21 protein-coding genes are annotated in these 19228 nt (G+C 65.8%); 7 read left to right on the forward strand and 14 right to left on the reverse strand.

The features are described 5' to 3' along the window. Positions 1–257, reverse strand: a 257-nt coding sequence (locus QOJ24_RS12225) for an acyl-CoA dehydrogenase family protein (protein WP_526261466.1), incomplete at its 3' end; no start/stop codon positions are given. 124 nt (positions 258–381) lie between these two features. Here QOJ24_RS12225 and QOJ24_RS12230 point away from each other — a divergent pair. Beyond that, positions 382–915 carry a hypothetical protein gene (locus QOJ24_RS12230; RefSeq protein ID WP_526261468.1) on the forward strand — a complete coding sequence of 178 codons (534 nt, stop codon included), beginning with the start codon at positions 382–384 and terminating at the stop codon, positions 913–915. Between the two features lie 13 nt (positions 916–928). Next, positions 929–2095 (forward strand): zinc-dependent alcohol dehydrogenase, encoded by a 1167-nt coding sequence (locus QOJ24_RS12235; RefSeq protein WP_526261470.1) that lies wholly within the window; start codon positions 929–931, stop codon positions 2093–2095. Positions 2096–2102: 7 nt separating this feature from the next. Here the strand turns inward: QOJ24_RS12235 and QOJ24_RS12240 are convergent, their stop codons facing one another. The 4 genes from QOJ24_RS12240 to QOJ24_RS12255 form a co-directional block, all read right to left on the reverse strand. Continuing rightward, the gene (locus QOJ24_RS12240; RefSeq protein WP_526261472.1) at positions 2103–4070 is read right to left on the reverse strand and encodes an MFS transporter; all 1968 of its coding nucleotides are present in this window, start codon (positions 4068–4070) and stop codon (positions 2103–2105) included. A 144-nt stretch (positions 4071–4214) separates the two neighbouring features. Then, complete coding sequence (locus tag QOJ24_RS12245) at positions 4215–4463, reverse strand: hypothetical protein (RefSeq protein WP_526261474.1); 249 nt, start codon at positions 4461–4463, stop codon at positions 4215–4217. A gap of 31 nt (positions 4464–4494) precedes the next feature. Next, positions 4495–4902 carry a cysteine hydrolase family protein gene (locus QOJ24_RS12250; RefSeq protein ID WP_526261475.1) on the reverse strand — a complete coding sequence of 136 codons (408 nt, stop codon included), beginning with the start codon at positions 4900–4902 and terminating at the stop codon, positions 4495–4497. After that, a complete protein-coding gene (locus QOJ24_RS12255) occupies positions 4899–5552 on the reverse strand; it encodes a rhomboid-like protein (RefSeq protein WP_526261477.1) in 654 nt (217 codons plus the stop codon). The genes QOJ24_RS12250 and QOJ24_RS12255 overlap by 4 nt, the downstream gene beginning before the upstream one ends. Before the next feature lie 43 nt (positions 5553–5595). Between QOJ24_RS12255 and QOJ24_RS12260 the strand changes: the two genes are divergently transcribed. Continuing rightward, on the forward strand, positions 5596–6384 hold the full coding sequence (locus QOJ24_RS12260) for an aminoglycoside phosphotransferase family protein (RefSeq protein ID WP_526261479.1): 789 nt from the start codon (positions 5596–5598) through the stop codon (positions 6382–6384). A gap of 5 nt (positions 6385–6389) precedes the next feature. On the opposite strand, the gene QOJ24_RS12265 is transcribed toward QOJ24_RS12260, so the two are convergent. Together QOJ24_RS12265 and QOJ24_RS12270 are read right to left on the reverse strand one after the other, a co-directional pair. After that, positions 6390–6548, reverse strand: a complete 159-nt coding sequence (locus QOJ24_RS12265) for a DUF6307 family protein (RefSeq protein ID WP_526261481.1) — start codon at positions 6546–6548, stop codon at positions 6390–6392. A 76-nt stretch (positions 6549–6624) separates the two neighbouring features. Next, entirely contained in the window at positions 6625–7854 is a 1230-nt protein-coding gene (locus QOJ24_RS12270) for a fatty acid desaturase family protein (RefSeq protein WP_526261482.1), read from the reverse strand. Positions 7855–8086: 232 nt separating this feature from the next. Here QOJ24_RS12270 and QOJ24_RS12275 point away from each other — a divergent pair, with 232 nt between their 5' ends. Further along, on the forward strand, positions 8087–8224 hold the full coding sequence (locus QOJ24_RS12275; protein WP_526261484.1) for a hypothetical protein: 138 nt from the start codon (positions 8087–8089) through the stop codon (positions 8222–8224). After that, positions 8208–9404, forward strand: a complete 1197-nt coding sequence (locus QOJ24_RS12280; protein WP_526261486.1) for a N(5)-(carboxyethyl)ornithine synthase — start codon at positions 8208–8210, stop codon at positions 9402–9404. Before QOJ24_RS12275 ends, QOJ24_RS12280 begins: the two co-directional genes overlap by 17 nt. On the opposite strand, the gene QOJ24_RS12285 is transcribed toward QOJ24_RS12280, so the two are convergent. Beyond that, positions 9401–9721, reverse strand: coding sequence for a hypothetical protein (locus QOJ24_RS12285; RefSeq protein WP_526261488.1), 321 nt, complete (start codon positions 9719–9721; stop codon positions 9401–9403). The two genes, QOJ24_RS12280 and QOJ24_RS12285, sit on opposite strands and share 4 nt — an antisense overlap. A 95-nt stretch (positions 9722–9816) precedes the next feature. Next, entirely contained in the window at positions 9817–11007 is a 1191-nt protein-coding gene (locus tag QOJ24_RS12290) for a glycosyltransferase (protein WP_526261490.1), read from the reverse strand. Between the two features lie 307 nt (positions 11008–11314). On the opposite strand from QOJ24_RS12290, the gene QOJ24_RS12295 reads away from it, so the two are divergent. Beyond that, positions 11315–11836 carry a DUF5994 family protein gene (locus tag QOJ24_RS12295; RefSeq protein ID WP_526261492.1) on the forward strand — a complete coding sequence of 174 codons (522 nt, stop codon included), beginning with the start codon at positions 11315–11317 and terminating at the stop codon, positions 11834–11836. Here the strand turns inward: QOJ24_RS12295 and QOJ24_RS12300 are convergent. The 4 genes from QOJ24_RS12300 to QOJ24_RS12315 all read right to left on the reverse strand — a co-directional run bounded on the left by QOJ24_RS12300 (position 11828) and on the right by QOJ24_RS12315 (position 17163). Then, entirely contained in the window at positions 11828–13147 is a 1320-nt protein-coding gene (locus tag QOJ24_RS12300) for a DEAD/DEAH box helicase (RefSeq protein ID WP_526261542.1), read from the reverse strand. The genes QOJ24_RS12295 and QOJ24_RS12300 overlap by 9 nt on opposite strands. Positions 13148–13425: 278 nt before the next feature. Next, positions 13426–15246, reverse strand: coding sequence for a serine/threonine protein kinase StpK7 (gene stpK7 / locus QOJ24_RS12305; protein WP_526261493.1), 1821 nt, complete (start codon positions 15244–15246; stop codon positions 13426–13428). A gap of 94 nt (positions 15247–15340) precedes the next feature. Then, positions 15341–15496 (reverse strand): hypothetical protein, encoded by a 156-nt coding sequence (locus QOJ24_RS12310; protein WP_526261495.1) that lies wholly within the window; start codon positions 15494–15496, stop codon positions 15341–15343. A gap of 152 nt (positions 15497–15648) precedes the next feature. Further along, the gene (locus QOJ24_RS12315; RefSeq protein WP_526261497.1) at positions 15649–17163 is read right to left on the reverse strand and encodes a serine/threonine-protein kinase; all 1515 of its coding nucleotides are present in this window, start codon (positions 17161–17163) and stop codon (positions 15649–15651) included. Positions 17164–17352: 189 nt separating this feature from the next. On the opposite strand from QOJ24_RS12315, the gene QOJ24_RS12320 reads away from it, so the two are divergent. After that, positions 17353–17835 (forward strand): hypothetical protein, encoded by a 483-nt coding sequence (locus QOJ24_RS12320; RefSeq protein ID WP_526261499.1) that lies wholly within the window; start codon positions 17353–17355, stop codon positions 17833–17835. A gap of 9 nt (positions 17836–17844) precedes the next feature. Here QOJ24_RS12320 and QOJ24_RS12325 read toward each other — a convergent pair whose 3' ends face one another. Then, positions 17845–19200 carry an alpha/beta hydrolase domain-containing protein gene (locus QOJ24_RS12325; protein WP_526261501.1) on the reverse strand — a complete coding sequence of 452 codons (1356 nt, stop codon included), beginning with the start codon at positions 19198–19200 and terminating at the stop codon, positions 17845–17847. Positions 19201–19228 lie beyond the last annotated feature (28 nt).

Here is a 19228-nt window from a genome sequence, read left to right on the forward strand (position 1 = left end):
CCGGCGTACTCGAACTCGCTCATCAGCAGGTGCTGATGCGTCGGGGTGAGGCCGAGGCCGCCGTACTGGGTCGGCCAGTTCAGCCCGAACCAGCCCTTCTCGCCGATCTTGCGGCGGAACGCGGTCAGCTCGCCGCCCTGGAACTCGAGACCGTGCTCGGCCATCTCGGCCTTCAGCGCCGCCGTGACGTTCTCCGCGAGGAACTGCCGCACTTCGGCGACCCACCCGCGCTGCTCGTCGTCGAGCTCGAAGTCCACGCAGGCGACACTATCGACAAGTTGTCTACCGGTCTGGCTAGCCGTAATTTCCGCCCAAAATATTGACGTTTTGGCCACCCTGCGAGGGGTAACCGCGTCGTCAACCTCATCTACAGGAGCAGCCGTGAACGTTGTCGACACCGCCAAGGCGCAGGTGAAGCAGATCGTCGAGAAAGTGACCGACAAAGTGACCGACAAGGTCACGGACACCGTCTCGTCCAATGCCCGAATTCAGGCGGTCACCATCGGCCGGCCCAGGAACGAGGTCATGCACCGGTTTCAGGACGCCGGCTTTCTGTCGCAGGTGTTCGGCGATGTGGCCGACGTCAGCGAAGCCGGACCCGAGCGGCTGCGCTGGACCTTCAAGTTCGACGGCAACGGCGGTACTGCGTGGGACTGCGTCGTCGCCACCGAGGACGACGCGCAATTGCGCTTCGTCGACGTCAACCCGGACAAGGACGCGAGCATCGTGCTGAATTTTCGCGACGCACCCCAGGACCGCGGAACAGAAGTCATCGCGCGGACCACCAGCCCGGCGCCGGGTGTCATCACCGGGCCGTTGACCTTCAAGGCGCTGTACCGGGCACGGGCCCTGCTGACAACCGGCGAAGTGCCGACCATCCAACACAACCCGAGCGCGCGCGACTCGGACCGCTGAGCGGAGGATTCACATGCGAGCACTGGTATGGAACGGCGTCAACGACCTTTCCGTCGAAACCGTCGACGACCCGGCGATTCTCAACCCGCACGACGTGATCGTCGAGGTGAAGCTGACCACCACCTGCGGTTCGGACCTGCACTTCATCAACGGCTACATCCCCGGGATGCGCGAGGGCGACATCTTCGGTCATGAGTTCATGGGCGAGGTCATCGAGGTGGGCTCGGAGGTCACGACGACGAAGGTCGGCACCCGCGTCGTGGTGCCGTCCTTCATCGCGTGCAACAGCTGCTGGTACTGCGACCACGACCTGTACTCGCTGTGCGACACCACCAACCCGAACGCCGAACTGCAGGCTCCGCTTCTGGGTGCGCCGACCGCGGGCATCTATGGCTACACCCACACGTTCGGCGGCTACGCCGGCTCGCATGCGAAATACGTCCGCGTGCCGTTCGGTGACGTCAACTGCTTCGCCATTCCAGACTTCGTCACCGACGAGCAGGCGCTGTTCATGTCCGACGCGGTGCCGACGGGTTATATGGGCGCCGACTTCTGCGACATCGCAGGCGGTGACATCGTCGCAGTGTGGGGCGCGGGAGCGGTTGGCCTGATGGCCGCCCGCAGCGCACTGCTCAACGGCGCGGGGAGAGTCATCTCCATCGACCGCATCCCCGAACGGCTCGCCCTGGCAGAGAAACTCGGCGCCGAGACCATCAACTACGAACAGGTCGACAGCGTCCAGGAGGTGTTGCGGGAGCGAACCGGCGGGCGCGGTCCCGACTCGGTGATCGAGGCCGTCGGCATGGAGGCACACAGCACCGGTATCCAGCACGCCTACGACCGCGCCAAGCAAGCGCTGCGCCTGGAGACCGACCGCGCCGCCAGCCTGCGCGAAGCCATCATCGCGTGCCGCAAGGGCGGTGTCGTCTCGGTGCTCGGTGTCTTCGGAGTGACCGACAAGTTTCCGATGGGCGCGATAATGAACAAGGGCCTGACACTGCGTTCGGCGCAACAGCACGGGCAGCGCTACATCCCGCAGTTCTTCGACTACGTCCAGCAGGGCGATCTCGACCCGTCGATCCTCATCACCCACGACCTGCCGCTGGAAGACGGCGTGCGTGCCTACGACATGTTCAAGAACAAGACCGACGGCTGCATCCGGGTGGCGCTGCGGCCCTAGCTCGAGGTCAGCGACGGCAGGGCTGCTCCGGGATGGCCATCACCGGGATCGTCGAGTGGGCGATCACTGCGGCCGCCACGCTGCCCTGCAGGTGCCCGACCAGCCCGCTGCGCCGGTGCGGCCCGAGCACGATCAGGCTCGCGTCACTTTCCTGCGCGGCCGCCACGATGCCTTTCCACGTCGGCGCCGCCTCCATCGCGATGCTGTCCGCGGCGAACCCGGCCTTCTCCGCGAGTGACGCGCCGTGGGCCGCGGTGCTCTCGGCGGCCAGCCGTACCTCGCCGGCCTGATCGGCGTCGAAGTGCTTCTTGTCCACCGGAGTGAACCCGACGTGGGCCGGCTGCCACACGCACACCACCAACGCGCATCGTCCCTGCGGCAACTGAAGTGCGGCCTGTTCGATAGCGCACGCCGCCAGGTCGGACCCGTCGTACGCGAACACCACCGGACCAACCGACGTCGGCGGGCGTTTCGGCGCCGCAGGCACGGGTTCCCGACGGTCGATCGCCGGTGCCGGTGACGGCACGCCGGACCGGAGGCGGGCCAACAACGGCGGCGAATACCAGGCGGGCGAGTCGCCGTCGAGAAATTCGTCGAGATCCGGCTTCTGCGGTCGCGCCCCGCTCAACAGGTAGACCGCCAGCCCGAAGACCGCACCGCCGATCGCCAACCCGAAACCGATCCACAGCGTGGTGCCGGTGCCTGCGGCCAGGTCGCCGGGCAGCGCATCGGCGATGTGCGCCAGGATCGGCGCCACCATGAACGCCGCGACCGCGCGCAACAGCTCGATGATCGCGAACACCCGTTGCAGGCTCGCCGACTGCAGTGAGAAGCCCGCGACGAACAGCGCCGGCGCCACCGTCGCGCCCAAGGCCAGCCCCGTCAACGCCGAGCCGACCATGGCGAGTGGCTGGTTCGCCGGAAGGGCGTAGGAGAACACCAGGATTCCCGCCGCCAGCAGCGCCATGCCGACCAGCGGCAGGTAATGCATCGCCTTGCGGGAGATGACGAAGCCGAACACGACCGCCATCACGATGGCACCGCCGACCTCGGGCAGATAGATGAGCCCGACCTGAACCGGGCTGAAGTTCTCCAACAGCACATTGGCCGTCAGCGCCGTCGCCGCGACCGAGGCCGCAGCGGCGAACAACGCGACGCCGACGCCCGCGACCGGGATCGCGCTCGTCAACATCGTGCGCACCGTCAACAGCGGTCGCTTCGCCCTGAACTGGTACACGATCAACGCCACGATCAGTGCCAGGCCGCCGAACATCGGCAGGCTGGCCGCCAGATCGCTGAACGCGTGCGTGGTGAGTTGCGCAGCGCCGACGAACGCGGCCGTACATCCGACCGTCGCCAACGCGATGGCCTTCAAGTCGCGCGGCGCGTCCAGATCGGCGGGCGGCGCGTCGTCAAATGTCAACGCCGCCATCACAAGAGCCAGCACCGCGATCGCGGCGATGATCCAGAACAGTGGTCGCCACGCATGAGCTTCGGCCTGCACACCACCGATGAACGGGCCGAGTGCCACCGCCCCGAACACACACATGTTCATGATCACGGCGGTGATGCGCAGTTTGTCCCTCGGGAAGCCGATCGTCAGGGGCGGCGCGGCCGCGATCAACAGCATGCTCGTCGATAGTCCCTGCAGCACGTGCCCGCCGATGTACATGCCTCCGTTCTGCGCGGATGCGGCGAGTATCGAGCCCACCACCAACAGCACCGCGTAGCCCACCAGCATCCTGCGCTGCGGCAGGTGCTGGGCGAACTGGACGGCAAGGACCGTACCGACCGCGTACGCCGCATTACCCAGACCCGAACCCAACGTCATCGCCTGGGTGCTCATATGGAGGTCGGCCGAGATGATCGGGACCAGCGGGTCGATCGCCGCCGACAGCGCGAGATAGGGAATCAGTGCGAGAGTGACCATGGCGGCCACCGCCGGATACCGTCCGGCGAGCGGTCCCTGGCGCATCAGGGGAACTCATAGGTGGCCGGCGGGTCCATTCGGCGCCTCCACATCACGGTGGGGCGGTTACTCGGTTGGACGGGAAAGCACACGCGTCGCTGCAACTGGCAGCAGATTGAATTTATTCCTGTACAGCAGACACACAGGCGGTCATCGCCTGAGCCGGGTCCTGATCGTCTCGAGGACACCCCAGCCGACCAGCGTGCCGAGCGCAATCGAGAAGATGGCCGCAACGCTGGTGCCGAGCATCGCGAACGGCACCACCAGCAACGCGCCGACGGCACCGGAGTGCGTCGGCAGAGGGAACGGCCCGCCCACCTTCTGCCCCACCAGCGCCACACCGACCGCCAGCATCGCCACAGCAGCGACCCCGAAGACGAGCAACATCAGTTGTGTCACACCGACTGCAAAAATCGCTGTGCCCGGCTGGTCATCGGGCGGCACGGATCGCGTCGACGACCTCGACCGTGGACACGACGGCAGCGTAGTTCGGAAGGTTGATCTCCAGTGCCGCGTGCATGTGGTCGTCGGAGTAGCTGGCCGTCGCGTCCCTGACCACCGTGACCTGGTAGCCGAGCTCGGCGCCGTATCGAACGGTGGCCTCCACGCAGCTGTGCGCGATGAGGCCGATGACGATGAGCTCACCGATCCCGTGCTTCTTCAGCAGCAGGTCAAGGTCGGTGTTGGCGAAACCGCTTGAGCACCAATGCTCTTGAGCGACGATATCGCCCGGCTGCGGTGCGAACTCGTCGCGCAGCTCGCCGCCCCCGCCCTCGGAGATGAAGTCGTTGTACGGGTCGATCACCACAAGTCCCGTGATGCCCGGCGCGAAGGTCATGGCGCCATCCTCCTCTCGGCCGCGTCCGGCGGGTATGGCATGGCGTCGCGGTCGGGCACCACCGGGGCCGCCGCCAGTCCGACGACGAACGCGGTCAGATGGCCCACCTCCGTGAACGTCGGCCGCAGCGCCGCGTTGCCTGCGAGCGCAGCGACGCCCGCCACCTGGCTGCGCGCCCTCCAGTGCGGGCGGACGTAGCCCGTCAACGCGCCCGCCACCCCGAGGACGAAGTAGCTCACCCCGACGTCGCGGGCATTCACCAACCGCCTCGGCGCCTCGCCCCTCTTCAACGACCACCTCAGAAAGCCCTGCCCGGCGAAGGTGCCGCCGGCATGCGCCGCAAATCCGATGAGAAGCCAGCGCCACCAACGCAACCGGCGCTCGGCCGGCGCGACCACTGCGACGAACATCGGCACGTACGGCCACCACATGCGGCCGTCGAGCCAGAACAGGCTCGCCGCCAGCACCCGCGACGGTTCGCTGTTCAGCCGGCGCAGGTTGGTCGAATGCTTGCGCTGGATCCGCTTCGACCCCCGGCGCCCAGCCGACCGCTGAATCCGGGTCGTGACGAACAGTACGAGCAGCCACCCGAAGGTCAGCGGCGCACTCCTGATGGCCCGCACCATGCCGTCTGGCCTCGCGTCCTCCACCTCGTCAACCTAGCGCCTCGGTGTTCGTCATACCGTGGGCGCTATGAACGCGGTCCAGCGACAGCTGGAGCAGTGGAAGCTTCGCATCGATGGCGATGCCATCGGTCACCGCGGCTCGATCGTGCAGCCAGTGCGCACCGCCGATGGCGCGCGGGCCGTCCTCAAGATCGGCGGCCCCGACGAGGAAAGCGAGCATGAACATCTCGTGCTCCGGCGTTGGGCCGGCGAGGGTGCCGTCCGGCTGTTGAGTGCCGACCCGCCGCACCGTGCACTGCTGCTGGAGCGACTGAATTCGGCGACCCTGCACACCATCCCCGACATCGACGCATGCGACATCGTGGGTGGTCTCTACCGACGGCTGCACGTGCCGACGATGCCCCAATTGCGCTCAGTCGCAACGGAGCTCGAAGGTTGGACGCGCGAGCTCGAATCGCTGCCCCGCAGCGCGCCGATCCCGCATCGGCTGGTCGAGCAGGCGATCGGGCTCGGCCGTGACCTGAGCACCGAACCAGCCACCGTTGTGCTGCATGGCAACCTGCACTACGGAACCGTGCTCGCCGGCGACCGCGAAGCCTGGCTGGCGATCGCCCCGACCCCGCGCAACGGTGACCCGCACTACGAACTCGCCCCCATGCTGTGGCACCGCTGGTCCGATGTGGCCGGCGACGTCAGAGAAGCCGTGCGACGACGCTTCTTCCGTCTTCTCGACGCATCAGGGCTCGACGAGGAACGTGCCCGCGGGTGGGCGGTCGTCCGAGTCGTTCGAGAGGCAACGCGAGATCCCGCGAACCTCACGACCTACGTCGCGGTTGCGAAGGCCATCGCGGAGTAACTGCCTCAGCGCACCTTTTCGGGGATGGAATTCAGCGCGTGCAGCACGTGCACCGCGAGTTCACCCGCGTCCTGGTCCTTCAGCTTGGAGTGAGCCACGATGGCGTCTTTGACCATGTCGACGCGAACGTCATAGGGGGTGCGGAGAGTTGTTGGCGAAGCCATCACATTGTCCTTTTTAGTCGAGTATGTTCGCTCGCAACCGAGCTGCCCGATACCAACAACAGTACTCTGTTGCGCGTCATCGGGATTCGCGCACCCGCTTACGCCGACGGGCACGCGCGCGTAACGCCGTACCGAGCCCGCTCGTCCCGTCACCCGATCCGGTGGTTGAGGCAGCGTCGGCATCAAACATCCGCTCCGATGCCGTCTCCGGCGCGTCGTCGGCGGTGGCCCTGAGGAGGTTGTCGGGAAGAGCCAGCTTGTGGATGGTGCGCAACGTCAGGAAGTACTGACGCGGCAGGGAACCGGTCGTATAGGGCAGGTCGTACTTGTCGCACAACGCCTTGACCCGCACCGCAATCTGCGCATAGCGATTACTCGGCAGGTCAGGAAACAGATGATGCTCGATCTGGTAGCACAGGTTCCCGGTCGAAAATGCCATCAGGGAACCGGCTTTGAAGTTGGCAGCGCCAAGCATCTGGCGCAGATACCATTCGCCTCGAGTTTCGTTCTCGAGCACGTCGGCGCTGAACTTCTCGGCACCGTCGGGGAAGTGACCGCAGAAGATGACCACGTACGTCCAGAGATTGCGCAAAAGGTTCGCGAGCGTGTTCGCGCCCAACGTTCTTCGCCAGCGAGACAAGCTCAGCGCCGGAAAGATCACGTAGTCCTTGGCGGATTGGCGGATGATCTTGTCGGCGAACGTCCGCCTGGCTTCAGAAACCTTTTCGGCGTCCGGAGCCAGCCGGTCACGTTCGGAGTGAATGCCGTGCAGGGCGATTCCCCACTCGAAAATGCTCGCCAGCAACAAGTTTCGAAGCGGCTGGAACAGATGCTCGAGCCGCCACGCCTCGTCGCGAGTCACCCGGATGACGCCGAATCCGAGATCGTCGTCCACGCCGACCACATTGCTGAAAACGTGGTGGCGATAGTTGTGCGAGTACCTCCACTGCGACGAGACGGCCACCATGTCCCACTCCCAGGTGGTGGAGTGGATCTCGGGATCGTTCATCCAATCCCATTGGCCGTGGGTGACGTTGTGGCCGATCTCCATGTTCTCGATGCACTTGGCGTAGGTCAGCGACGCGGTCCCCAGCGCCCAGCCGGCTCGTGACCGGCTGCAGGCGATCAGTAACCGCGACGCCACCTCGAGCGTCCTCTGGAACTTGATGGTGCGCCGGATGTAGGTGGCATCCCGCTCACCGAGTGACTCCTCGATGTCGCTCCGGATGGAGTCGAGCTCGTTGCCGAGGGCCTCGATGTCAGAAGATGTCAGATGCGCGTACGCGGCGATGTCGGCGATTGCCAATTGGTGTCCTGTCGATCCGGTCGGATTGCGAGGGCTGTTGTGACAACCCGAGGGGCGTGCGGAACACCGGCCGAAATCGAAGTGACGGCGGCAGCGCGTCGGCGTATCCCCAGCCTACGGACCATCGCCGTCGGCGGCAACGTCGTGCCGTTTGGGCCGGCCCAGGGCTAACCAAAGCGGGGTAAGGTCAGGGCATCGGGACCACCCAGGCCCCACGATCAAGGGGTCAGTGATGTCTGATAAATCTCCTCGACAAGCGATGACCAAGAAGTCCGGTAAATCCCTCAAGGAGAAACGGACCGCCAAGCACGCGAAGACAGCGGCCAAGGATTCTGCCGCCCAGGCGCTGTTCCATGACAAGAAGCGCTGAGACGCAAGAGCTTTCGATAGGGGTCCTGGCTCGTTCGCGCAAGCCGAACGAGCGCAGGTTGCCGATTCACCCGGCGCACTTCAGCAGGATCGACCCCCGGATCCTGCCGCGGATTTTCCTCGAGCATGGATATGGCTCGGACTTCGGTGCCACGGACGACGCGCTGGCCGACCTCGTCGGCGGGATCCGCACCCGAGAACAACTCATCGCCGACTGCGACGTCATTCTGCTGCCCAAAGTGCAGGCCGAGGACGTGGCGGAATACCGAACAGGACAAATCGTCCTCGGCTGGCCGCACTGCGTGCAGGATTCCGCATTGACGCAGGTCGCGATCGATAAGCAATTGACGTTGATCGCATTCGAGGCGATGAATCACTGGCAGGCCGACGGCGGGTTCGGCCTGCATGTCTTTCACAAGAACAACGAGCTCGCGGGCTACTGCTCAGTCCTGCACGCGATGCAACTCATGGGGATCACGGGCATCTACGGGCGAAGGCTGCGCGCCGCCGTCATCGGCTTCGGCGCCACCGCCCGCGGGGCGGTCACCGCGCTGAACGCCCACGGCGTCGACGATGTGCGCGTGCTGACCAACCGGGATGTGGCCGCCGTCGGCTCCCCGATCCATTCGACCCAGATCGTTCAGATGGGCCGCGACGAGGCGACGCCCGACCGGACCTGGGCGGACACCCCCGACGACGGGGTGATCCCGGTGGCCGAACTCCTCGCCGACAACGACATCGTCGTCAACTGCGTGCTGCAGGATCCCGACGCCCCGCTGATCTTCGTCACCGAGAAGGACTTGGCGTCCTTCACTCCTGGAAGCTTGATCGTCGACGTCTCATGTGACACCGGCATGGGGTTCGACTGGGCCCGTCCGACCTCGTTCACGCACCCGATCATCGAGTTGGCGGGCGGTGTCCACTACTACGCGGTGGACCACAGCCCGTCGTACCTGTGGAACTCGGCGACGTGGGAGATCAGCGAGGCGTTGTTGCCGCACCTCGACACGATTCTTGCCGGACCGTCAGCGTGGGATGCGGCGCCGACCATCGCTCGGGCAATCGAGATCCGCGACGGAGTCATTCAGAACCCGAGCATCCTGTCGTTTCAACGCCGCGACGACGCCTATCCGCACGCGGTCAGAAAAGAACAAACCGAGCCCTCGGGGGCAATGCCCTAACCCGAACCGCCCGGATGACGAATCGTCGCTTCCCGCAGCCGACGGTTGTGCATGGGTTCGTATGCCGACTTTTGGTGTTCGAGCTGCCGGATCAACTCACGCTTGGCTTCGGAGAGAGCGCAATCGATGTCGGTGTTCTCGGCGACCGCGATCAGCTGCGGACGGCCAGGCAGGACGGTACGCAGAGTGACCCGCTGTTCCTTGCCGCCGCGGTCCTGCAGCGAGACGTCCAGTTCGACATTTCGCGGGTCCCACTTTCCCAGGTGTGGTCCCAGCGTCGACAACATCTCCACCACATGGTGGTGTTCCTTTGCCACGAAGCCGGCGCCTACATGAATTGAGTTCTCACGACTGGCATCTCGTTGCTGGCTTTCGGACTTCGTCATCGTGGTGGCTCTCCTTCGGGTGGCGGTCATGTCGCAGCAGGCCGCTCAACGATAAGCCGTTGCGCCACACGTAGATACGCACCGGCCACATTGGGCCAGGCCATGTCCGGTGCCAACCCGCGTGCCTCGGCCGCCATCGAACCGGCGAGGCGCGGCTGCGTCAGGATATTGCGGAGCGCCGTCACCAATGCGTCGGGATCACTGTGGTCGACGAAGGTGCCGGCACCGTTGCGGAGGACCTCGACAGCGTGCGGGAAAGCAGTGGCGACGGTCGGCCGGCCAGCCGCGATGGTGTCGGCCAGCGCGCCCGAGCTCACTTGGTCGGTGGAGTCATAGGGCAGGACGACGACAGCCGCAGACTGGATCAGCGCGGTCAGCATCGTCCCGTTGAAGTAGCGGGCGTCGAAGACCACAGAATCCGCCACCCCATTGCTGCGAGCCTGTTCGACCAGGGCCTCGCGATATGCCTCGCCTTCTTCGGCGAGCACAGCCGGGTGCGTGGGTCCGACGATCATGTATCGGGGCCTGCCGGGCAGCTGATGAAGCGAACTCATCACCTCGATCACGCGCTCGATGCCCTTACCTGGGCGCAACAGTCCCCACGTCAGAATCGTGGGCCTGCTCGGGCGCTTCAACGGAGGGTCGCTCGGGACGACCGCTCCGTGCTGGATTGTGGTGACCTTGCGCCGATCGACCCCATAGATCTCACACAGCCGTTGCTTGGCGACCTCGGACATGACGACCACTTGGCCGGCCGTGGCGGCGATCCATGCGAGGACCGAATGCTGATGTGGTGTAGGTGTTTTCAGTACGGTGTGCACGACCACAATCGACGGAACATGCAGCCCGCGGATGATGTCCACCACATCGTTGCCGTCAACACCTCCGTAGACGCCGTAGTCATACTGGATGATCGCGACATTGCCCTGGTTGAGTAGGTCGACGCACACCTCGACCGATGTCGCCGAGTCACCGCGAAGCTCTCCGACCACGTCGCCCCGCGACGACGGCGATCCGTCGGCCACCCGGACCACCCTGACGTTGGCGTCGTGCGCCCTCAGGGCTTCGGACAGCGCAGCGCTGAATGTCGCCAGTCCACCCAATGTGGGCGGATAGGGAGTGAGGATGCCTACATCGGCGCGGCGAGATGAGTGCGGCACTCGAATAGGGGGAGCCAACGATGGGAGAAACGGCGGAGCGCTCAAGGTAAATCCCATGGACGGTTGTTACCGGCGTGTCCGACATGAGCGGTTGCTCGACAAATCAGCGGATGCCAACTGATGCATTCCGGACTGGCTGGGTTCCCAACCACTTAACGGTACACCTCGGGCATCGGAATGCCGCCTTTGGGTGCACGTGGCGCGTTTTTGCTTGCGCCAGCACATATTTCACCAACGATGTGAACAAGCCCAGGTCCGTGATGAGCGAGACGGCGCGCACGCCGCATCGCCGCAGGTGTAACGTCGGAGGTGAACCAACCCCCGCATTCGTGCGAAGGGCCAGCTCGAGGTAAGGGAATTGCCCATGGATCGCGCTGGCACGAATACGAAAACCTCTACGCACGAACAAAATCGACGCCAACCGTCCGGCCAGGTCCGTCTCACGCTGGTATCGGAACTGGGCGGCGCGCTCGACGGCGGCTGGTGGCCGTACACGTCGTCGGTCGCAAAGGAACTTCCCGAGCTGATCGAGGCGCTGGAACGCCCGTTGGGCGAGATCATCGACATCGGCGTGAACTGGTCGCCGCTGGAAGGTGTGCCCGATCTCGACTCGCTGAACTACCGCGGCAATGCCGCCGTTCGCAGCCGCAACACCCGCCCGCAACGCGTCATCACCGTCACCGGCAGCCGCGCCTGCGCGCGCCTTCTTGTGGTGCCGTGCCAGACCAGCACGGCGCTCGCCGTCATGCTGCTGCGACGAGCCGCCGGCCTTGCGGTCTTCTCGGTCCACCGAGACACCGACGCGTTCCGGACGGCGGAGGACATCGTCCTGGCCGCCCGCGCCGAACACCCCATGTTTGCGAGGTCGGCGTCCGGATCAGCGTGAGACGCTGCGCCGACGCCCTGCGGGGTTGCGATGCTGGCCGCGCGCTGAACCGCCATTGCCTCCACTGCGCCTTCGACGCGGCCCTCCGGACGTATTCGCGCCGGTAGCGTTCCCGGCAGGCGCCGGACGACTCGGCGGCGCCTTGAACGGGGCAACCTCGCCGACCAGCGCGGTCACCGGCGCGGAGTTCGCGACGACTTCCTGCGGGCGGACGTTGATTCCGGCCTTGCGCATGAGCGCGTTGGTGTCCCTGCGTTGCTCGGGCAGCACGACGGTGACCACATCGCCCGAATTGCCTGCCCGCGCCGTCCGACCGGACCGGTGCAGATAGGCCTTGTGCTCGACCGGAGGGTCGACGTGCACAACCAGTTCGACGTCGTCCACGTGCACGCCGCGCGCGGCGATGTCGGTGGCCACCAGCACACGCGCGTCGCCCGTGCTGAACGCGGCCAGGTTGCGGTCGCGTGCGTTCTGGGAAAGGTTGCCGTGCAGATCGACTGAGGGCACACCGGAATCGGTGAGCTGCTTGGCGAGCTTGCGGGCCTGGTGTTTGGTGCGCATGAACAGGATTCGCCGTCCGGTGCCAGAGGCGAGATGGTGCACGAGATCCTTCTTGGCCTGAACTCCGGTCACGTGGAACACGTGGTGCGTCATCTCAGGCACCGGTGAGTGCGCCTCGTCGATGGAATGTGTCACCGGGTTGTGCAGGAACTTCTTGACGAGCTTGTCGACGCCGTTGTCCAGCGTCGCGGAGAACATCATGCGCTGCCCGCGTGCGGGGGTGGCGGCCAAGATTCGGGTGACGCCCGGCAAAAAGCCGAGGTCAGCCATGTGATCGGCCTCGTCGACAACCGTGACCTCGACCGCGTCGAGGCTGATGACGCGCTGGCGCATCAGGTCTTCGAGCCGGCCGGGGCATGCCACAACGATGTCAACGCCGGAACGCAGCGCCGAGACCTGACGGCTCTGCGGTACACCGCCGAAGATTGTCGTGACCTTGAGTTGATGTGCGGCTGCCAGCGGCGCCAGCGTCGCAGCGATCTGGGTCGCCAACTCCCGGGTGGGCGCGAGCACCAAACCGGTCGGCCGACCGCGGCGCTGCATGGCCGCAAGCCGGGTGACCAGTGGGATGGAGAACGCAAGCGTCTTGCCACTGCCAGTCTTGCCGCGGCCCAACACATCTCGACCGGCGAGAGTGTCAGGAAGCGTCTTCTCCTGAATGGGGAAAGGGGTGAGGATTCCGCGCGCGGCAAGCGATTGGATCAGCTTGTCGTCGACGCAGAGATCAGCGAAAGTTTGTTGAGTGGTAATTGCGAGTGCCTTTCAGGCATTTGTTGCACTGCGCTGCGCGCGAATGATCGGCACGAGCGAGCACAAGTCTGGCGAGATTGCCGGTGGGCAATATCGATCGCCGTGAGAAAACCTTGTGCTGTGTGCACGATGGGGAAGTGATCCACGACGCTGTTGGCAAGATCAGTTGAACGCCAACGTTGCCACCAGACTACAGGGCGACAACCTGCGGGCGAAACCAGCTGCGGCAGCGAAGACAATGATCTCCGTCACCCCCTGGCATCGACTTGCCGCCGAAATCAGCCGGTCGCGCCGTTGATGACCGGCTTGGCGATAGTGCCTTTCTCCACACCCCATTTGGTGGCGATGGCCTTGTATTCGCCGGTCGACATCACGTGCTCGAGCGCCTGCCGTATCGACTCGGCCAGCCCCGAATCCTTTTGCACCGGCCACCCGTACGGTGCGGTGTCGAACTGCTCCCCTGCGGGTGCCAGCGCACCGCCGCTGCCCTTGATGGCGAACCCGGTGACCGGCGAATCCGCGGACATCGCGTCGATCTCACCGTTGATCAGAGCCGCGGTCAATTTGTCCTGTCTGGGATAGGTGACGCCCTCAACCGGTGGCAAGCCGGCCGCGACGCATTGATCGCTCTTGGCCGGGATCTCAACGGTTTCATGGGTTGAGCCGGGCGTCATGCCGACTCGCAGCCCGCACGCCGCGTTCGGGTCGACGCCCGACCCGGTGCGCTGCGCCCACAACGTCCCCGCCTCGAAGTAGGTGACGAAGTCGACCTGCTCCTGGCGCTCCAGCGTGTCGGTGAACGACGACATGCCGATGTTGATCTCGCCGCGCTGCACCGTCGGGATGATGTCCTCGAACAAGAACTCCCGGTACTCGGGAATCAGCCCCAGGGTCGCGGCTACCGCGTTGATCAGGTCGACGTCGAAGCCGACGATGTCGCCCCCCGAGTTCTTGAATTCGTTTGGTGCATAAGGAACATTGACGCCGACCGTCAGCCGGCCCGAGTCCCTGATCTCGGCAGGCAGTGTCGCCGCGATCGCGGGCACCAGCCCGCTCGATCCGTCCGAGGGTCCTGGTGTCGCCGACGTCGACGGCGGTTCCGCGGACCCGCCACCGTCATCACGCCCGCCCCACAGCTGCCACGCACCGAACACCAGCGCCACGCCCAGCAGAACCGCGGCGCCCACGATGGCAAGTGTCTTCGCCGACGGGCCACCACGACTCGACTTCTGCTTGACGCGGCTCGCCGAATGACGGCCGGAGCCGGTCGTCCGCACCGGAACGCTCAGCGCCTGGCGTGCCGCGGCGGCCATCTCGCCCGCCGTCTGATACCGCCGACCCGGCTTCTTCGACATGCCCTTTGCGATGACCTCGTCGAACGCCGCCAATTTCGGATTCATGGCGGAGGGTTTGGGCGCGGGCGCGTTGATGTGCTTGGCGATCTGCTGCTCGAGACTGTCCACGGGATAGGGCCGTGAACCGGTCAGGCACTCGTAGAGGACGCACGTCAGCGCGTAGACATCCGAGCGGCGATCGACCTCGCCGCCCTCGAACCGCTCGGGCGACATGTAGGCCATCGTCCCCAGCGTGCTGCCCGCGGTGGTCAACCCCTGCTGGCCTGCGGTGCGCGCGAGGCCGAAATCGATCAGATAGGCGAAGTCGTTCTTGGTGACCAGGATGTTGGATGGCTTGACGTCGCGATGGATCAGGCCCAGTTCGTGCGCGGCGTCCAGCGCGGCGGCGACCTGGTCGATGATCGACACCGCCAGTGCGGGGGCCAGCGGTTTCTTGTCGTCGTCCTCGCCCAGCACCGTCCCGAGGTTGCGGCCGTCGATCAGCCGCATGTCCAGGTAGAGCTTGTCGTCGATCTCGCCGAAGCCGTGGATCGGCACCACATGAGGCTCGTTGATGCCCGCGGCGGCCTGCGACTCGCGCCGGAATCGCTGCTGGAAGACGAGGTCCTTGGCCAGGTGCGACGGAAGTACTTTGAGAGCGACGACACGGTCGGTCCTGGTGTCGAAAGCCCTGTAGACCTCGCCCATTCCGCCGTGGCCGATGAGCTCCTGGAGCTGATATTGCCCGAATGGTGTCGCATCCACCGCGTTTACTCCTCGGCACGCGAACCCGCGCTGATGTGTCGCTTGAAGCTACACCACGTTTGCCGAGGTTGTCCGCGCGTGCGTCAATCCACCGTCAGGTCTCGTCGGCGACCTGTTTGTGCGTCTGATGTCCGCCCGGCGCGTCCGGATCGTCGTCCTGATGGTCGAGTTCGTTCTGCAGCTCACGCTGCTCGTCGGTCGCCTCGGAGGCGTCCTTCGGCGTTGCCGGTGGATCGTTGGGTTGTCCCATGCCGCGAGGGTCGCCAGAACTCCACACGCGTAAACAAAGCACACTTGCCGAGTTGCCCACCTCTGAGCGACTTTGTCGCTGGTACTGAAACGGAATCGAGAAGCGCGAATTATTCGCGCGGAGGCGGGCAGTTCGAGGCTGCGTCCGGCGGGCTATCGCGAGCCGTACTGCAGCGCGGGCTCGTCGGAGTCCACTCCGCCGTTGCTGAGGATCCGCAGCCGGTCGGGGCGCACCTCGTAGTGCGCGCCGTCGGCCGGGTTGGTGGCGTCGAATCCCCCACCGGCGGGCACCGCATTGTCCAGCTGGATGTTGGCGCCGTCGCGCAGCCGCTCACCCCGGTACTGATACCTGCCCGGCGCGGTCTCGCACACCACCGCCATCGACTGCGACGTCTCGATCGCGGCCACCGGGCTGGCGCCGGGGTCGCAACGGGTGGTGTGCCCGACGAAGCCCTGGCTGTCGATGCCGGTCATCCCCGCCAGCGCCGCCGACCTCGTCGTCGTGGACGTCGTGGTGGACGGTGTGACGGTCGTCGTGCCGCCCGACGGTGGCGCCGCCAGTGCCGTCCTGGGTGTCGCGCTGCCGTCGCTCCCCCCGGAGACCAGCAGCGACGCCAGCAGCGCGGCGACGGCGAACAGCAGGATCGTGCCCGCCGTCAGCGCCACCTGGGTCCGGCTGAATCGCGACTTCCGCGGCGGTGGCGGAGCTTGGAGCGCAGGGGGATACGGCGTGTAACCCGTTCCCGACGGATTGTCGTAGACCGACGAGAACTGCCGGGTGCTCATCGGTGGGGCAGGCGCAGGCAGCGGGGCCCGCGGCGGCTCGACCGAACCAACGGCCGCATTCGCCGCCTGGCCCAGCTCGCCCGCCGTTGCGTACCGGTCCGTCGGCGTCTTGGCCATGCCCCGGGCGACGACGTCGTCGAACGCGCGCGTGATACCCCTGCTCATGATGCTGGGCCGCGGCGGTGGCGAGAACATGTGCGCACTCATCAACTGCCGCAGATCTCCGCCGGTCTCGAAAGGCGCCCTGCCGGTGAGGCATTCGTACAGCAGGCAGGTCAACGAGTAGATGTCGGCCGCGGGCCCGACCGGACCGCCGGCAAACCGTTCCGGGGCCATATAGGCGCACGACCCGATGATCAACCCCGTCGAGGTCACGCTCGCGTCGCCGTCTCCGTGCGCGATCCCGAAGTCGACGAGGTAGGCGAAGTCACCCGCCGTCAGCAGGATGTTTTCCGGCTTGATGTCGCGGTGGACCAGGCCGTCGGCGTGGGCGGCGTCCAGAGCCGCTGCCACTTGCGCGATGATCGACGCCGCGCGCCGCGGCTCGAGCGGCCCGTTCACTCGCAGCTCGTCTTTGAGGCTGGCCCCCTCGACCAGCCGCATGTCGATGTACAGGGTGCCGTCGATGTCGCCGAAGTCATGCACAGGGATCACGTGCGGTTCCTGCAGTCGGGCGGCCATCCGCGATTCGCGCCGGAAGCGTGCCTGGTAGCTCGTGTCTGCGGCCATGTCGGCCCGTAGCACCTTCAGGGCCACCATGCGTTCCTTGGCGGTGTCGAACGCGCGGTAGACCTCACCCATGCCGCCCATCCCGATCAGCTCGTGCAGCTCATAGGGTCCGAATCGGGAGCCCAGCCGCGAGCCATCTTGCGCGGAGGCCATCGGTGATCCTTTCTGGTACTCGTGAAGCCATAGGTTGCCGCGGTCCAGTCAGACATGCGGCTACCGTTCTTGTTCCCGCATCTGAGGTCCGCTTAACGCATCCGTCAGCCAGAAGACCTGGCGCGAAGCTCCCCGACGAACGCGGTGCATTCAAGGGCCTGCCGCCCTGACACGTCATACGGTAGCGCCATGACAGAACAGACGCCCGCCGTCACCATCGCCCACCCGCCCCAGGGAATCCTGCGCGCCGTCAATCCAGCGGTGAAGTTCCTGCTCGGCACACCGCTGGCCGGTGGGCTGCGGCGTCAGATGATGGTGTTGCACTTCACGGGACGCAAGAGTGGACGCGAGTTCGCCCTCCCCGTGAGCGCACACCAGCTCGACAACGTCCTCTACGCGCTGGCCAGCGCGGGCTGGACGGCCAATTTCCGCGACGGCGCCAAAGCCGAAGTGCTCTGGGACGGGAAGAGAACCGCCATGCGCGGCGAACTCATCCGCGACCCGGCCACCGTCGCCGACATCGGCCACCGCGTCGCCGAGTCCTACGGACCGAAGAAGGCCCAGCGCATGATGGGCCTGAAGTTCCGCGACAACCGGGTGCCCACACTCGCAGAGTTCACCGAGGCAGCGCAGCGCGAAGGTATGCGCGCCGTCAAGCTCACGCCCGCCTAGGACGCCTCGCTAATACGTCGCGGCGGCCAGTTCGAGGATCTCCGAACGGTCCGCCCGCACCAGAAAGCCCGCGCGGATCGTCGCGTCCAGGGACTCCGCGAACCGTTCGAGGTATTCGCTCTTGCCACCGGGATAGAGCCGGCCGCGCGTTGCCGCGTCGAACGGCTCCCCCGAACCGAAGAGGTGCGCCAAGACGTTGTCACTCTCGGCGATCCCCGACGTCCTGGCGATCGGCACGTCGACCCACGGCGTGCGGACGCCACCCTTCGCGATCCCGTTCGCGTCGAGAACCAGAGGTGGCGGATCGCCGTCCCCGATCTCGATGCGGGGCGCGCTCGGCGGTGCCGTGCCGGTGCGGACCCAGTTTTCGAGGCCGGCGATGGCCGCCTGCAGCACGTAATGATGCTGCGGGGCGAAGTTGAAGTAGTAGCCCATGTCCTGACCCATCAGCATCGTGGTCGGGGCATACGCGGCCGCGAGCTGCGCCACCGGTGTGGAACCGCCGTCGATGAAGCCGACCGCGATGGTGTAGGCGTCGGCGTGCGCGGTCCCCGGGATCTCCCACGTCCGCAGCCGGTCGTTGTCGGGCTGCCTGGACCGGTAGTAACCGGCCAGCACCGCGCCGACGAGATCGGTCTCGGTGATGATGTTCACCACAGGGACGCGCAGATCCGTCCGGAACGGGGCGGGATCCGACGTGCCCTCCTGCAGGGCCTCCAACGCCGACACGCCGTCGAGCGGTGCCGCGGCACCGAAGCGGGAATGGACCAGGAAGCCGTCGTAGACGCCGGCGATGCGGTCCACCGAGTTGATGTACGTGGTCAGGAACATCGCCGACTGCGATTCACCGACTGCCACAACGCTTTCCGGATCCAGCCGACCGAGGATCGCATCCGATGCGTCCCGTACCAGTTTGCCGCATTGGCTGAAGATGTCGTACGCGTACGCGTCACCTGGATGGCTGAGACTCGAATACCGTTCCGGATCCTGCTTTTTCAGTGACATGTCCATGCCGGTTATGGTCAGCCCGCCGTCGACACCGACTTTCTGCGCCGAGACGACGACATAGGCGTAGCCCTCGCGGGCGATCTCGCGGTGGGCCATCATCCAGACTGCGGGCGTGTCGATCCCGCCGCTGACATTGAGCCACTCGACGAGGACGGTGCCGTTGAACGCCGATGCGTCGATCGGCGTCAGCGCGACGATGCGGGTGGTGTACTCCGCCTCACCGGCGACGCCTTCGCCTGCGTAGGACGACGCTGTTCCGGAGATGAAGAACTCGCTCGCGGCGTAGCCGAGGTCTGCAAGGTCGTAGCCGCCGATGAGCAGGTTCGGTTTGCCCGCGACGGGCGTGACGGTTGGCATGCCACGACAGTAGTCATCGGGCGATACT

Origin of the sequence: Mycobacterium sp., from assembly GCF_032159775.1 — a bacterium.
Taxonomy (GTDB): Bacteria; Actinomycetota; Actinomycetes; order Mycobacteriales; family Mycobacteriaceae; genus Mycobacterium.

Bases quoted from the DNA above. Each gene is read 5' to 3' on its own strand.
- QOJ24_RS12235 (WP_526261470.1), top strand. From the start codon at position 929: ATGCGAGCACTGGTATGGAACGGCGTCAACGACCTTTCCGTCGAAACC.
- QOJ24_RS12240 (WP_526261472.1), bottom strand. From the start codon at position 4,070: ATGCGCCAGGGACCGCTCGCCGGACGGTATCCGGCGGTGGCCGCCATG.
- QOJ24_RS12250 (WP_526261475.1), bottom strand. From the start codon at position 4,902: ATGACCTTCGCGCCGGGCATCACGGGACTTGTGGTGATCGACCCGTAC.
- QOJ24_RS12260 (WP_526261479.1), top strand. From the start codon at position 5,596: ATGAACGCGGTCCAGCGACAGCTGGAGCAGTGGAAGCTTCGCATCGAT.
- QOJ24_RS12265 (WP_526261481.1), bottom strand. From the start codon at position 6,548: ATGGCTTCGCCAACAACTCTCCGCACCCCCTATGACGTTCGCGTCGAC.
- QOJ24_RS12275 (WP_526261484.1), top strand. From the start codon at position 8,087: ATGTCTGATAAATCTCCTCGACAAGCGATGACCAAGAAGTCCGGTAAA.
- QOJ24_RS12280 (WP_526261486.1), top strand. From the start codon at position 8,208: ATGACAAGAAGCGCTGAGACGCAAGAGCTTTCGATAGGGGTCCTGGCT.
- QOJ24_RS12290 (WP_526261490.1), bottom strand. From the start codon at position 11,007: ATGGGATTTACCTTGAGCGCTCCGCCGTTTCTCCCATCGTTGGCTCCC.
- QOJ24_RS12295 (WP_526261492.1), top strand. From the start codon at position 11,315: ATGGATCGCGCTGGCACGAATACGAAAACCTCTACGCACGAACAAAAT.
- QOJ24_RS12310 (WP_526261495.1), bottom strand. From the start codon at position 15,496: ATGGGACAACCCAACGATCCACCGGCAACGCCGAAGGACGCCTCCGAG.
- QOJ24_RS12315 (WP_526261497.1), bottom strand. From the start codon at position 17,163: ATGGCCTCCGCGCAAGATGGCTCGCGGCTGGGCTCCCGATTCGGACCC.
- QOJ24_RS12320 (WP_526261499.1), top strand. From the start codon at position 17,353: ATGACAGAACAGACGCCCGCCGTCACCATCGCCCACCCGCCCCAGGGA.
- QOJ24_RS12325 (WP_526261501.1), bottom strand. From the start codon at position 19,200: ATGCCAACCGTCACGCCCGTCGCGGGCAAACCGAACCTGCTCATCGGC.